We start from the raw sequence: 14,145 nt of genomic DNA, 5'->3' as shown, positions 1-14,145 counted from the left end.
AAGTGGGAGGGTGTGCCCGCAAAGGTTCACTGACGGTGCACTGTTCACCGAGTTTGGAAAACTCCAGCTCTAGTTCTCTCGCGATGATCGATGCCGGCCTGACCGATGCCTCGCTGAGGCGAGATGCGGCGAAACCTGGCCATCGCGAAGGAGCGCCTGATAGAGGGGTAGATGATATGTTCACAACTTTCCGTTCTCCCGCACTTGTGGAATTTGGCGCCGACGGACTGAAGCGACTCGCCGAAATTTGCCAGTCGTTCGGCGTCAGCCGGCCGCTCATTGTCACAGATTCGTTCCTCGCTGCGAGCCCCCTGCTTGAGAAGGTAACTCAGCCGCTGGTCGAGGCGGGTGTGGAGTATGGCCTGTTTCGCGAAACCCTTCCCGAGCCGACCACGGGCTCGATTGACACACTCCGCGAAAAATTCGCGAGCGACGACTACGACGGCCTGATCGCCTTTGGTGGCGGCAGCGCAATGGATTCCGCCAAAGCGCTGGCCGTCACTGAGACGTTCGGAAAAGATTACCGGCGCTGGGTGGTGCCGAACACTCCAGCGGGTCGGGTTTCTGTGCCGATCATCTGCGTCCCCACCACCGCCGGCTCCGGGTCCGAGGTAAGCAATGCCTGCATTCTGAAGGAAACTGCCACGGGCGAGAAGCTCGTGTACCTCGGGCAGAGTTGTGTCCCGAGTGCTGCGGTCATCGACTACGAATTGACCTTGAATGTGCCCGCCTCGCTGACTGCATCCACAGGAATCGACGCACTCGCGCATTCGCTGGAGGCTTATACCTCCACGGGAGCCAACCCCTTCAGCGATGCCATGGCGCTGAGCGCGTTGAAGCTGATCGGCCCAAACCTGCGCACCGTCATCAGCCAGCCGAACGATCGTGAAGCGCGCCGACAGGTGATGCTGGGCGCAACACAGGCAGGTTATGCGTTCACCAGCGCTGGTGTCACCCTGGTGCACGGTATGACCGCTCCACTCGGGGGCCTGTTCGGCATCCAGCACGGGGTCTCGAACGCGATGGTGATGCCGACCGTGCACCGCTGGTCAACCAGCGCCGCGCAGAAACGATACGCCGCGGCCGCCAAGGCGCTGGGGCTCGCTGGGGACGACCACGACGACGCAACCGCTTCCAAGCTGGTCGCAGACGAGCTGACGGCGCTCAACCGGGATCTGGGACTGCCGTCCATGCAGGCCTACGGTCTCGACAAGCAGCGGTACTTCGAACAGATCGACACCATGACCGAACAAGCTTTCCTCACCGGTGGGCCGGCGTTGAATCCCCGTGTGCCGACGCCAGAGGAAATGGCAGATCTGTATCGAGCATCCTGGGAAGAGAAGTGGGACTGAGCTGAGGCAGCCGAGTCTGGCTCACAATCGATGGTTGAGGTGCGAGACGCCTTCAACTCGTCGTCGACCTGACGTACGGTGCGGTCGCGAGGGTGTCCAGATCGACGTGCACGTGGCCTCCATGGTCGCGCTGCCCAGGCAACGTCGATCATGGATGCCCTCGCGCCTGCGTACTGCCCGTGTCCCTTGGAATAGATCCTCTAGGCTGAGCGCATGCAGGAGCAGCCGGACCTTCCCTTCCCGCCCGGGCTGAGCGCCCGGGTCGAGCTGACCGTCACCGACGCCGACACCGCGCAGGCGGTGGGCTCGGGCGACGTGCCGGTGCTGGGCACGCCCCGGGTGCTCGCCCTGGCCGAGGCGGCCACCGTGGCCGCCACCGCCGGCCGGATGCCGGCCGGGTCGACCACCGTGGGGGTCCGGGTCGAGTTGGAGCACCTGGCCGCGACGGCGGTCGGGCGGACGGTGGTGGCGCAGGCCCGGCTGGCCGAGGCCGACGGCCGGCGGCTGGTGTTCGAGGTGACGGTCACCGACGACGGCGAGCAGGTGGCGCGGGGCCGGGTGGAGCGCGCGCTGGTCCACCGGCAGCGCTTCGTCGAGCGGGCGGTGCGCGCCTCATGACCGCCCGGTTCGTGGAGGTCGCCGACCGGGTCCACGTGCTGCGCGAGCCGCTGCTGGAGGTGAACGTCACACTGGTGGTCGGCGACGGCGAGGCGCTGCTGGTCGACAGCCTCTCCACCGCCGGGCAGGCCGCCGAGCTGGCCGCCGCCGCCCGCGCGGTCACGCCGTACCCGTGGACGGTGGTCAACACCCACCACCACTTCGACCACTGCTTCGGCAACGCCGCCCTCGCCGCCGACCCGCCCCGCCCGGTGTACGCGCACGAGCTGGCCGCCGCCGCGCTGCGCGAGCGACCGGACCGGCTGCGCCGGGAGGCGTACGAGGAGCTGCGGGACGAGCGGCCGGCGCTGGCCGCCGAGGTCGCCGAGACCGTGCTGCTGGCCCCGACGCACACCGTGCACACCGAGACCGTGCTGGAGATCGGGGGCCGGCGGGTGGAGCTGCGCCACCCGGGACGCGGGCACACCGACGGGGATCTGGTGGTGCGGGTGCCCGACGCGGACGTGCTGGTGGCCGGGGACCTGGTGGAGCAGAGCGGACCGCCGGCCTTCGAGGACTCGTACCCCCTGCAGTGGCCGGAGGCGGTCGCCGAGCTGCTGCGGCTCACCACGCCCGCGACGGTCGTCGTGCCCGGGCACGGGGATCCGGTCGACGCCGCCTTCGTCCGGACCCAGCACGCCCAGCTGGTCGAGCTGGCCTGGCTGATCCGGGCCGCGCACACCGCGTCCGCCCCGCCCGAGCGGGTCGCCGCCGAGGCCCCCTTCGGCGCCCGCCCCGCCCTCACCGCCGCCCGCCGCGGCTACGCCGAACTGGACGGCACCGCCTGACCCCGGCGATCCCGCACGGGGCGACCGGCGGCTTCCGCCGGGGCCACCCCGCGGGTTCAGGGGGTGTAGCGGCGGAGGACCTCGGCGCGGGTGGGCATGGAGACGGCGCCGCCGGGTGACTCGCAGACCAGGCCGGCGACCCGCAGCGCGAACGCCACCCGCTCGTGCCACCCGGTCGGCGTGCGGGGCTCGCCGTCGACCAGCAGCTCGGCGATGAGCGCCGCCATCACCGAGTCACCGGCGCCGGTGGCGTCGACCGCGCGCACCTTCGGCGCGGGCACGCGTACCGGATCGGCGCCGGCGGGGGCGACCACCGCGCCGTCCGCGCCGAGAGTGACCACAACGGTGCCGGCGCCCAACTCCCGCAGGTACGCGGCGACCCCCTCGACGGGCTCGCGGGGATAGAGCAGCTCGGCGTCGGCGGCGCTGAGCTTGACCAGGTGCGCTCCGGCGGCGAACTCGGCGACCACCTCCCGGAGCCCGGCCAGCGCCGCCGGGCCGTCGAGCAGCCGGGGACGGACGTTCGGGTCGAAGACCCGCAGGCCGGGGCTGAGCGACCAGGCCCGGCGCGCGGCGGCCAGCGCCGGCGGGCAGAGCAGCACGATCGAACCGCAGTAGACCACGTCGGCGCCCTCGACCAGGGCGAGGTCCAGGTCGTCGGCGGTGAGCAGCCCGTAGGAGGGCGGGTCGCCGTAGAAGCGGAAGTCCGGTTCGGGGCCGGCGTGGGTGGTCACCGCGAGGGTGGTGGCGGCGCCCACGGTGACCGCGCCGGCCAGCCCCACCCCGGCGTCGCGCAGGAAGGCCCGGATCCGGTCGGCCAGCACGTCGTCGCCGAGCGAGCCGACGAACTGCGCCGCGCCGCCGAGCCGGGACACCCCGACCGCGACGTTGAGCGGGCCCCCGCCGATCTCCTGCCGGAACACGGGCCGCCCCTCGCACTCGCCGTCGAGCAGGTCGACCAGCGCCTCGCCGAGCACCACCGCGTATCCCACGTCGCCTCCACCTCACCGAACCTGTCGGTCCAGGTTGGCACAGTGCCCGCCCCGGCACCCCACCGTCCCCTCATATCGAGGCTCACCTATTGCGTCGATCTTCGGGCCGTGGTGGGATGACGCTGCCGGACGGGCGCGGGGGCTGCCGCGCTCACCGGCCGGGGTGGGGAGCCGACGCGAGGGGCACCGGTCCGCCGGACGCGGACCGCAGGCGGCGCGCGTCCGCCCCTCAAAGATCCGGGGCCGCCGCGACGCCGCGCTCGTCGCATCCGCTCGTCACAGCGGGGCCGGCCGTGCCGCCCGCCCCGCGGGTCAGGAGAACCCCGTGATCCGTTCCCGTACGGCCGCGTTGCTCACCGCGGCCGCCACCCTCACCCTCGGCGCGGTCGCGCTGACGTCCGGCCCCGAGCCGGCCGCCGCGCACGGCGCCGCGATGACCCCGGGCAGCCGGACCTACCTGTGCTGGAAGGACGGCCTCACCGCCACCGGGGAGATCAAGCCGGTCAACCCGGCCTGCTCGGCGGCCGTGGCGCAGAGCGGCGCCAACTCCCTCTACAACTGGTTCAGCGTGCTCCGCTCGGACGCCGGCGGCCGGACCGTCGGTTTCATCCCGGACGGCAGGCTGTGCAGTGGCGGCAACCCCGGCTTCGCCGGGTACGACCTGGCCCGCACCGACTGGCCGCTGACCCACCTGACCGCCGGCGCCCGACTGGACTTCCGGTACAGCAACTGGGCCCACCACCCGGGCACCTTCTACTTCCACGTGACGAAGGACAGCTGGAGCCCGACCCGGCCGCTGGCCTGGAGCGACCTGGAGGAGCAGCCGTTCCTGACGGTGACCAACCCGCCGCAGCGCGGCGCGGTCGGCACCAACGAGGGGCACTACTACTTCAGCGGCAACCTGCCGTCGGGCAAGAGCGGGCGGCACATCATCTACTCGCGCTGGGTCCGCTCGGACAGCCAGGAGAACTTCTTCGGCTGCTCGGACGTCACCTTCGACGGCGGCAACGGCGAGGTGACCGGGGTCGGTTCCGGCGGCACCCCGCCGCCGAGCCCCACCACTGCCCCGCCCACCCCCACCACGCCACCGCCGAGCCCGACGACACCCCCGCCGAGCCCGACCACGCCGCCGCCGCACGGCGGTGACTGCATGGCCGTCTACAAGGTGGTCAGCGCCTGGCCCGGCGGGTTCCAGGGCGAGGTCATGATCATGAACCACAGCACCCGGACGTACGGCGGCTGGACGGCCACCTGGACCTGGCCCAGCGGTCAGCAGATCAGCAATCTCTGGAACGGCACCGCGAGCACGGCCGGCTCGGCGGTCACCGTGACCAACGCGGCGTGGAACGGCACGATCGCCCCGGAGGGCACCACCACCTTCGGCTTCACCGCCACCACCACCGGCACCAACACCCTGCCCACCCTCACCTGCACCGGCCGCTGACACCCCCTGCCCCGCCGGCGAACCGCCGGCGACGGGCCGCTGAAACGATCAAGAGGTTTGCGTCACCGGAGCGGACTCCGGCCGACGCAAACCTCTTGATCACCAGCGGTGGGCGCGTGGACGTCAGCGGACCATGCTGCCGACCACGGGCTTGGTGAGCAGGGCGGACTGGTTGCGCTGGATGCCCGGGTCGAGGGTCTTGGCGACGAAGATGGCGTGCCAGACACAGAAGATCAGCACGGTCCACACCTTGCGGGAGTGGTCCGCCTCCTCCCGCTTGTGCTCGTCCAGCAGCCGCAGCGCGTACGACAGGTCGATCAGGTCGCCCGCGCCGGAGGTCGCGATGACGTGCCGGGCCCACTCGTACATCTCGCCGCGCAGCCAGACCCGGGTGGGGGTCGGGAAGCCGAGCTTCTTCCGGTTGACGATCGCCGGCGGGACCACACCCTGGAGCGCCTGGCGCATGGCGTACTTGGTGGCGTCGGAGCGCGGCGGGAGCTTCAGGTCCACCGGGATCTTCGCCGCCACGTCGAAGACCTCGCGGTCCAGGAACGGCACCCGGACCTCCAGCGAGTGGGACATCGAGATCCGGTCGGCCTTGACCAGGATGTCGCCGCGCAGCCAGGTGTAGAGGTCGACGTACTGCATCTTGGTGACGTCGTCGAGCTCGGTGCACTCGGCGTAGATCGGCGCGGTGACGTCGGTGTAGCGCACCGCGGGGTCGTACCGGCGCAGCAGGTGCTGCTTCTCCTCCTCGGTGAACATCCGGGCGTTGCCGTAGTAGCGCTCCTCGATCGGGGTGGTGCCGCGCTCCAGGAAGCTCTTGCCCTTGACGCCCTGCGGGATCGCCTTGGAGACCGCCCGCAGCCCCTTCTGCACCCCGCCCGGCAGGCCGTTGACCGCCCCGAGGGAGAGCGGCTCCCGGTAGATCGTGTAGCCGCCGAAGAACTCGTCGGCGCCCTCACCGGAGAGCACCACGGTGACGTGCTCGGCGGCCTTCTTGGCCACGAAGTAGAGCGGCACCAGCGCCGGGTCGGCCACCGGGTCGTCGAGGTGCCAGACGATCTTCGGGAGCGCCTCGATCATGTCCTGCGGCCCGATCTTGGTCGGGATGGTGGTCACGTCGAGGTGCCGCGCCGAGTCCTGCGCGACGTCGATCTCCGAGTAGCCGGGCACGTCGTACCCGACGGTGAAGGTGAGGATGTTCGGGTTGAACTCGCGGGCCAGGGCCACCACGGCGGTCGAGTCGATGCCACTGGACAGGAACGAGCCGACCGGCACGTCCGAGCGCATGTGCATGCGCACGCTCTCCCGCAGCGTCTCCCGGATCTCGTGGTAGAGCTTCTGCTCGTCGGAGACCGGGGCGGGGCGGAACACCGGGCGGTACCACCGGCGCACGTCGAGCCGGCCGCCCGGCGACCAGGTCAGGTACTCCCCCGAGCCGATCCGGCTGATGCCCTTGTGCAGCGTGCCCGGCTCCGGGACGTACTGGAGGGTGAGGTAGTGGCTCAGGTTGGCCGTGTCGATGCCGGCGTCGCCCTGGTAGTAGGAGTGCGCGAAGGGCAGCAGCGCCTTCTTCTCCGAGGCGAGGTAGAGGCCGTCCTGGGTCTCCAGGTAGTGCAGCGGCTTGATGCCGAAGTAGTCCCGGGCGCCGAACGCGCGGCGCTCCTGCCGGTCCCAGATGACGAAGGCGAACATGCCCCGCAACCGGGTGAGCACCTGCTCGCCCCAGTAGTGGTAGCCGGCGACGATCACCTCGCCGTCGCCGGCCGTGGCGAACTGGGCGCCGTAGCTGCGTACCAGTTCGTCGCGCAGCTCGATGTAGTTGTAGATCTCACCGTTGAAGGTGAGCAGGTAGCGGCCGTCCGCGTAGGGCAGCGGCTCGTGGCTCGACGCCACGTCGATGATCGCCAGACGCTTGTGCGCGAACACGCCGTCCGCGTACCGGCCGGAGGCGTCCCCGACCACCTCGACCCCGGTCTCGTCCGGGCCGCGGTGGTGCAGGCATTCCAACGCCCCGGCGATGTTGTCGCGGTGAGCGGCGGCGTCGCCGCGCGCACTGAAGAAGGCCAGGAGTCCGCACATGGTGGTCATCTTTTCACGCGCCTGATTCGGACGTTGTGGCACCGCTGGCTCTGCCCCTCCACACCCTGCCCACCTGGCCGTCGCGGCACCGCGGGCACTCCTGTCGGTGGACGCGCGGTACCGTCTGGACCAGCGACGAGGCGGAGGGAGCGGTCCATGACCGAGGAACGTGGCAAGCCGGCGGACGGCACCGAATCGCACGACCCGGACTTTCCGGAGGCCTTCCTGGCCTTCATGCGCCAGGGCTGGCGGGACACGACCCTGCCGGTCGGGCCCCGCCCGGAGGTGCCGAACTACGCCAAGCGGCGGGCCGCGCTCTCCGCGGCGTTCCCGGGCGAGACGCTGGTCGTCCCCACCGGCGGCGAGAAGGTACGCGCCAACGACACCGACCACCCCTTCCGGCCGGGCAGCGACTTCGCGTACCTGACCGGTGACCACGACCCGGACAGCGTGCTGGTGCTCCGGCCGAACGGCTCCGGGCACGACGCCACGCTGTACATGCGGCCGCGGTCGTCCCGGCAGACCGACGAGTTCTTCCGCAGCCGGCACGGCGAGCTGTGGGTGGGCCGCCGGCACACCCTGGCGGAGAAGTCGACCGAGCTGGGCCTGCCCACCGAGGACCTGACCGAGCTGGACGCGGCGCTGGCCGGGCTGGCGCCGGGGCGTACCCGGGTGTTGCGCGGTTTCGACGCCCGGGTGGACGCGGCCGTGCGCCCCTGGGACGGCGCCCGCGCGGAGGGGCAGCCGGCCCGCGACCGCGAGCTGGCCATCGCGATCTCGGAGCTGAAGCTGGTCAAGGACGAGTGGGAGATCGCCCAGCTCCAGCAGGCCGTGGACGCGACCGTACGCGGCTTCGAGGACGTCGCCCGGGCGCTGCCGGCCGACCGGAGCGTCTCCGAGCGGCTGCTGGAGGGGATCTTCGCGCTGCGCGCCCGGCACGACGGCAACGACGTCGGGTACGGCTCGATCGTCGGCGCCGGTGAGCACGCCACGATCCTGCACTGGGTGCACAACCACGGGGCCACCCGTCCGGGTGAGCTGCTGCTGATGGACATGGGGGTGGAGAACCGCCACCTCTACACCGCCGACGTGACCCGCGTGCTGCCGGTCGACGGCCGGTTCACCCCGTTGCAGCGCCAGGTCTACGACGCGGTGTACGCCGCCCAGCAGGCCGGCATCGACGTCATCAAGCCGGGGGTGGCGTTCAAGGACGTGCACCAGACTTCCATGCGCGTGCTCGCCGAGGCGCTGAAGGACCTCGGCCTGCTGCCGGTGAGCGTGGACGAGGCGATGGACCCGACCTCGACGATCTACCGCCGGTGGACCCTGCACGGCACCAGCCACATGCTCGGCATCGACGTGCACGACTGCGCCAACGCCCGCAAGGAGCACTACCGCGACGGCGCGCTGGGCGAGGGCTACGTGCTGACGGTGGAGCCCGGTCTCTACTTCCAGCCGGAGGACGAGCTGGTCCCCGAGGAGCTGCGCGGCATCGGCGTCCGGATCGAGGACGACATCCTGGTCACCGCAGACGGCTCGGTGAACCTCTCGGCCGGGCTCCCGCGCCGCTCGGACGAGGTGGAGACCTGGCTGGCCGAGCAGCGCGAGGCGGGTCCCCGCCTGCCCGGCTGACCCCGTACGCCCCGAAGGGCCCCTTCCCGTACGCGGGAGGGGCCCTTCGTCGTCTGCGGGGATGCGTTTGTGCTGGTCACAGCCCTTCCTGTCGACCCCGGTCCGTTGCCGGGAACCTGGCTGGCACTGAGCGGAATACGTGCCTTTTTCGGATAAGTCCGCATCGCGAGGATCGTTCTCATACGGTGGGCCTCAGAGGCTGCAACCGATTTGTAGCTGGTCGCGCCGTCTCGTGCGGTGCGGCCCCGTCTGGTAGCAGGAAAGGGCGGAAGACTCTGATGTCCAACAACCAAACGACTCCCGACGATGGGGCTACCGCGGCCACGGCGGGTACAGGGCGGCGCAAACTCTGGGTGGCTGCCGGCGTGGCCGGACTGACCGGCGTGGTCGGCTTGGCGGCACTGGGCGGCCTGGCCGCCCGTGATGACAAGTCCGGTGGCCCTGATAGAAGCTCGGGCGCTCAATCGTCCACGAAGCAGCCCGTCAGCGACGCCGGCAAGGGTGACGGCGAGAAGTCCCACGTCGGCGCCGGCAAGCACGGTGGTCAGGGCTACGACTTCGGCGATTGGGACGACCAGGGCTGGCACGACAACGGCCGCGGTGAGCGCGGTAAGGATGACGACGGCCGGGGTGAGCGCGGCCGGGACGACGACGGCCGGGGTGAGCGCGGCCGGGACGACGACGGCCGGGGTGAGCGCGGCCGGGACGACAAGGGCCGGGGTGAGCGCGGTAAGGATGACAAGGGCCGCGACGGGGACCGGGTCAAGGAGGTGGACTGTGACGAGGAGGATCTCATCGAGGCCATCGATCTGCTCAACCGTGGTCACGGGGGCACCCTGAAGCTTGCCAAGAACTGCACCTACGAGCTCGACGAGTTCGACGACGAGGACAAGAAGGACGACGACAAGAAGCACGACGACAAGAAGCACGACGACAAGAAGGACGACGGCAAGAAGCACGACGGCAAGGACGACGGCAAGAAGCACGACGGCAAGAAGGACGACAAGGACGACAGGGACGACAGGGACGACAAGAAGTCCCGCACGGGCCTGCCGGTGATCAAGCAGGAGATCACCATCAAGGGTGAGGGCGCGACGATCAAGCGGGACTCCAAGGACGCGTTCCGGATCTTCAAGGTCGCCGACGGCGGTGACCTGACCCTGAAGGATCTGACCCTCAAGGACGGCAAGGCCGCCGACGACGAGGACAAGAAGAAGGACGAGGACAAGAAGGACGACAAGGGCGAGGAGAAGAAGGAGCGGCTCAAGGACCTCCTGGCCTCCGCGCTCAAGTCCCGCGGAGCCAACGTCTCCACCTACTCCTCGCGCAACGACAACGACAAGAACAACGACAAGGACAAGGACAAGGACAAGGACCGGGACCGGGACCGGGACCGGGACCGGGACCGGGACCGGGACCGGGGCGAGGACGGCGGTGCGCTGCTGGTCGAGAAGGGCGGCCGCGCCTACCTCGACAACACCAAGCTGACCCGCAACAGCGCCAGCGGCAACGGCGGCGCGATCGCCAACTACGGCAAGGTCACCCTCAAGCTCAGCAAGGTCGACCACAACCAGGCCAACGACAACGGCGGCGGCATCTTCAACGCCGGCCAACTCGAGATCGAGAAGTCGAAGATCACCGACAACACCGCCGGGAAGAACGGCGGCGGCATCGCCAACGGCAAGGACGACGGCAAGAAGCACGACCGCGACAAGGACAACGGCCGCCACGACCGCGACAAGGCCGGCAACGTCGAGATCGAGAAGAGCCTCATCCAGGGCAACAAGGCCGACAAGAACGGCGGTGGCCTCTTCAGCTCCGGCGGCTACGTCGAGATCAGCTGGACCTTCGTCAAGGACAACAGCGCCTGCGAGAACGGTGGCGGCATCTACGCCCGCAACACCGACCTCAGGCTCGACCACGTCACCGTCGCCGAGAACGACGCCAGCAAGGACGGCGGCGGCATCTACAACACCGGCGGAGACCGCAAGGACAACGACCGCAACGACCGCAACGACCGCAACGACCGCAAGGACGACGACCGCAAGGACGACGACCGCAAGGACGACGACAAGGTCGGCCGCGCCACCATCACCGACACCCTCATCGCCGCGAACCACGCCGGACGCTTCGGCGGCGGCATCTTCAACGGCGAACCGAAGAACGACAAGAACGACCACAGCAACAACGGCAACAAGGACAACAAGGACAACGACCACCGCGACCGCGACCACGACGACTTCGACGCGTTCCTGGTCCTGCGCGACAGCCTGATCAAGGAAAACATCGCCGGCGAGAACGGCGGCGGCATCTACAACAACAAGGGCAAGGTCACCCTCGACAAGACCAAGGTCAAGGACAACAAGGCCAACGGCGAGAACGACCACCACCGCAAGATCGCCGGCGGCATCTTCAACAAGAACGGCAAGGTCGAACTCGACGACAAGTCCACCGTCACCGACAACGACCCCAAGAACTGCGTCAACGTCAAAGACTGCCACGCCTGAACCACCACAGAACGCGGGAGTCCCTTCCGCCGCGCAACCAGCGGGCGGAAAGGGGCTCCCGCCTTCGGTCGCCCGCCTGGGGTGCAGGTCCGACAGGACGGCGTCGGGTGGTGGCGTGCGGCCTCCGCCGAGCTGAGTGTCGCGGCCGACCGCTGTGCGACGCCGCGAGGGCTTCGAGCTCGAAGCCCGGTATGGCGCCTTCGGTGCCCTCCTACGACGCCCGCACCGGGCGTCCGCACTCCTGCCTACCCGACCCTTCCATGCACCAAATGTGGGCTTCCTTCGGATACATCCACATGATGAAGAACATTCCCATACGGTGTTGTTCAGGAGCTACAACCGATTTGTAGCGAAGGCCGCTCGCGAAGGCGAAGCGACCTTGTCTGGGTACAAGGAGAGGGCAGAGAGCGCAGATGTCCAACTACCTTCGCAGTAACGATGACGCCGTTCGCCAGACCACGTCAGCGGCGGGCCGGCGCAAGCTGTGGCTCGCCACCGGCGTCCTGGGCCTGACGGGAGCGGTCAGTCTCACGGGAGTCGCATACGGGGGCGGCGGCGTCAATGGCCTGGCCGATCCGAAGCGGTCCACGGCGCAGCAGCTCAACAACGACGACAAGCGCAACGAGGAGGGTCGTGACTGGCAAAGTCAGGGCCCCGGCGCCGGCAACTGGAACGAGGATGCCTGGGGAGACGACCAGGGCTGGCACGACAACGGCCGCGGTGAACGCGGTAAGGATGACGACGGCCGGGGTGAGCGCGGCCGGGACGACGACGGCCGGGGTGAGCGCGGCCGGGACGACGACGGCCGGGGTGAGCGCGGCCGGGACGACAAGGGCCGGGGTGAGCGCGGTAAGGATGACAAGGGCCGCGACGGGGACCGGGTCAAGGAGGTGGACTGTGACGAGGAGGATCTCATCGAGGCCATCGATCTGCTCAACCGTGGTCACGGGGGCACCCTGAAGCTTGCCAAGAACTGCACCTACGAGCTCGACGAGTTCGACGACGAGGACAAGAAGGACGACGACAAGAAGCACGACGACAAGAAGCACGACGACAAGAAGGACGACGGCAAGAAGCACGACGGCAAGGACGACGGCAAGAAGCACGACGGCAAGAAGGACGACAAGGACGACAGGGACGACAGGGACGACAAGAAGTCCCGCACGGGCCTGCCGGTGATCAAGCAGGAGATCACCATCAAGGGTGAGGGCGCGACGATCAAGCGGGACTCCAAGGACGCGTTCCGGATCTTCAAGGTCGCCGACGGCGGTGACCTGACCCTGAAGGATCTGACCCTCAAGGACGGCAAGGCCGCCGACGACGAGGACAAGAAGAAGGACGAGGACAAGAAGGACGACAAGGGCGAGGAGAAGAAGGAGCGGCTCAAGGACCTCCTGGCCTCCGCGCTCAAGTCCCGCGGAGCCAACGTCTCCACCTACTCCTCGCGCAACGACAACGACAAGAACAACGACAAGGACAAGGACAAGGACAAGGACCGGGACCGGGACCGGGACCGGGACCGGGACCGGGACCGGGACCGGGGCGAGGACGGCGGTGCGCTGCTGGTCGAGAAGGGCGGCCGCGCCTACCTCGACAACACCAAGCTGACCCGCAACAGCGCCAGCGGCAACGGCGGCGCGATCGCCAACTACGGCAAGGTCACCCTCAAGCTCAGCAAGGTCGACCACAACCAGGCCAACGACAACGGCGGCGGCATCTTCAACGCCGGCCAACTCGAGATCGAGAAGTCGAAGATCACCGACAACACCGCCGGGAAGAACGGCGGCGGCATCGCCAACGGCAAGGACGACGGCAAGAAGCACGACCGCGACAAGGACAACGGCCGCCACGACCGCGACAAGGCCGGCAACGTCGAGATCGAGAAGAGCCTCATCCAGGGCAACAAGGCCGACAAGAACGGCGGTGGCCTCTTCAGCTCCGGCGGCTACGTCGAGATCAGCTGGACCTTCGTCAAGGACAACAGCGCCTGCGAGAACGGTGGCGGCATCTACGCCCGCAACACCGACCTCAGGCTCGACCACGTCACCGTCGCCGAGAACGACGCCAGCAAGGACGGCGGCGGCATCTACAACACCGGCGGAGACCGCAAGGACAACGACCGCAACGACCGCAACGACCGCAACGACCGCAAGGACGACGACCGCAAGGACGACGACCGCAAGGACGACGACAAGGTCGGCCGCGCCACCATCACCGACACCCTCATCGCCGCGAACCACGCCGGACGCTTCGGCGGCGGCATCTTCAACGGCGAACCGAAGAACGACAAGAACGACCACAGCAACAACGGCAACAAGGACAACAAGGACAACGACCACCGCGACCGCGACCACGACGACTTCGACGCGTTCCTGGTCCTGCGCGACAGCCTGATCAAGGAAAACATCGCCGGCGAGAACGGCGGCGGCATCTACAACAACAAGGGCAAGGTCACCCTCGACAAGACCAAGGTCAAGGACAACAAGGCCAACGGCGAGAACGACCACCACCGCAAGATCGCCGGCGGCATCTTCAACAAGAACGGCAAGGTCGAACTCGACGACAAGTCCACCGTCACCGACAACGACCCCAAGAACTGCGTCAACGTCAAAGACTGCCACGCCTGAACCACCAGCGCAGTGAACAGCCGAACCGCTGACGGCATCGGCTGAGGCGACCCCCTCCGGC

Annotated in this window: 9 protein-coding genes; 7 read left to right on the top strand and 2 right to left on the bottom strand. The window is 69.0% G+C overall.

The genetic code is table 11. The features are described from left to right. Nucleotides 1–83: 83 nt before the first annotated feature. The 3 genes from AC5L3Z_RS09415 to AC5L3Z_RS09405 all read left to right on the top strand — a co-directional run bounded on the left by AC5L3Z_RS09415 (nt 84) and on the right by AC5L3Z_RS09405 (nt 2,797). The gene (locus AC5L3Z_RS09415; protein WP_494841106.1) at nt 84–1,352 is read left to right on the top strand and encodes an iron-containing alcohol dehydrogenase; all 1,269 of its coding nucleotides are present in this window, start codon (nt 84–86) and stop codon (nt 1,350–1,352) included. A gap of 213 nt (nt 1,353–1,565) precedes the next feature. Then, entirely contained in the window at nt 1,566–1,970 is a 405-nt protein-coding gene (locus AC5L3Z_RS09410; protein ID WP_494841105.1) for a thioesterase family protein, read from the top strand. Next, entirely contained in the window at nt 1,967–2,797 is an 831-nt protein-coding gene (locus AC5L3Z_RS09405; RefSeq protein ID WP_494841104.1) for an MBL fold metallo-hydrolase, read from the top strand. Before AC5L3Z_RS09410 ends, AC5L3Z_RS09405 begins: the two co-directional genes overlap by 4 nt. 56 nt (nt 2,798–2,853) lie before the next feature. Here AC5L3Z_RS09405 and AC5L3Z_RS09400 read toward each other — a convergent pair whose 3' ends face one another. Further along, nucleotides 2,854–3,789 carry a carbohydrate kinase family protein gene (locus tag AC5L3Z_RS09400; protein WP_494841103.1) on the bottom strand — a complete coding sequence of 312 codons (936 nt, stop codon included), beginning with the start codon at nt 3,787–3,789 and terminating at the stop codon, nt 2,854–2,856. Between the two features lie 325 nt (nt 3,790–4,114). Here AC5L3Z_RS09400 and AC5L3Z_RS09395 point away from each other — a divergent pair, with 325 nt between their 5' ends. After that, on the top strand, nt 4,115–5,233 hold the full coding sequence (locus tag AC5L3Z_RS09395) for a lytic polysaccharide monooxygenase auxiliary activity family 9 protein (RefSeq protein ID WP_494841102.1): 1,119 nt from the start codon (nt 4,115–4,117) through the stop codon (nt 5,231–5,233). Between the two features lie 123 nt (nt 5,234–5,356). On the opposite strand, the gene asnB is transcribed toward AC5L3Z_RS09395, so the two are convergent. Then, nucleotides 5,357–7,318, bottom strand: coding sequence for an asparagine synthase (glutamine-hydrolyzing) (gene asnB / locus AC5L3Z_RS09390; protein WP_494841100.1), 1,962 nt, complete (start codon nt 7,316–7,318; stop codon nt 5,357–5,359). A gap of 156 nt (nt 7,319–7,474) precedes the next feature. On the opposite strand from asnB, the gene AC5L3Z_RS09385 reads away from it, so the two are divergent. From AC5L3Z_RS09385 to AC5L3Z_RS09375, 3 genes are all read left to right on the top strand, one after another. Further along, entirely contained in the window at nt 7,475–8,950 is a 1,476-nt protein-coding gene (locus AC5L3Z_RS09385; protein WP_494841098.1) for an aminopeptidase P family protein, read from the top strand. Between the two features lie 365 nt (nt 8,951–9,315). Further along, nucleotides 9,316–11,457 (top strand): hypothetical protein, encoded by a 2,142-nt coding sequence (locus tag AC5L3Z_RS09380; RefSeq protein ID WP_494841097.1) that lies wholly within the window; start codon nt 9,316–9,318, stop codon nt 11,455–11,457. A gap of 413 nt (nt 11,458–11,870) precedes the next feature. Then, nucleotides 11,871–14,084 carry a hypothetical protein gene (locus tag AC5L3Z_RS09375; protein ID WP_494841095.1) on the top strand — a complete coding sequence of 738 codons (2,214 nt, stop codon included), beginning with the start codon at nt 11,871–11,873 and terminating at the stop codon, nt 14,082–14,084. The last annotated feature ends 61 nt before the right edge of the window (nt 14,085–14,145 follow it).

This window comes from Micromonospora sp. LZ37 (genome assembly GCF_059359015.1).
Note: the sequence above shows the minus strand (reverse complement) of the source record. Positions and strands in the feature narration are given on the sequence as shown.

What these genes read in the sequence shown, in the direction of transcription:
- asnB (WP_494841100.1), bottom strand. Translation starts at nt 7,318, where the DNA reads ATGTGCGGACTCCTGGCCTTCTTCAGTGCGCGCGGCGACGCCGCCGCT.
- AC5L3Z_RS09375 (WP_494841095.1), top strand. Translation starts at nt 11,871, where the DNA reads ATGTCCAACTACCTTCGCAGTAACGATGACGCCGTTCGCCAGACCACG.
- AC5L3Z_RS09415 (WP_494841106.1), top strand. Translation starts at nt 84, where the DNA reads ATGATCGATGCCGGCCTGACCGATGCCTCGCTGAGGCGAGATGCGGCG.
- AC5L3Z_RS09385 (WP_494841098.1), top strand. Translation starts at nt 7,475, where the DNA reads ATGACCGAGGAACGTGGCAAGCCGGCGGACGGCACCGAATCGCACGAC.
- AC5L3Z_RS09410 (WP_494841105.1), top strand. Translation starts at nt 1,566, where the DNA reads ATGCAGGAGCAGCCGGACCTTCCCTTCCCGCCCGGGCTGAGCGCCCGG.
- AC5L3Z_RS09405 (WP_494841104.1), top strand. Translation starts at nt 1,967, where the DNA reads ATGACCGCCCGGTTCGTGGAGGTCGCCGACCGGGTCCACGTGCTGCGC.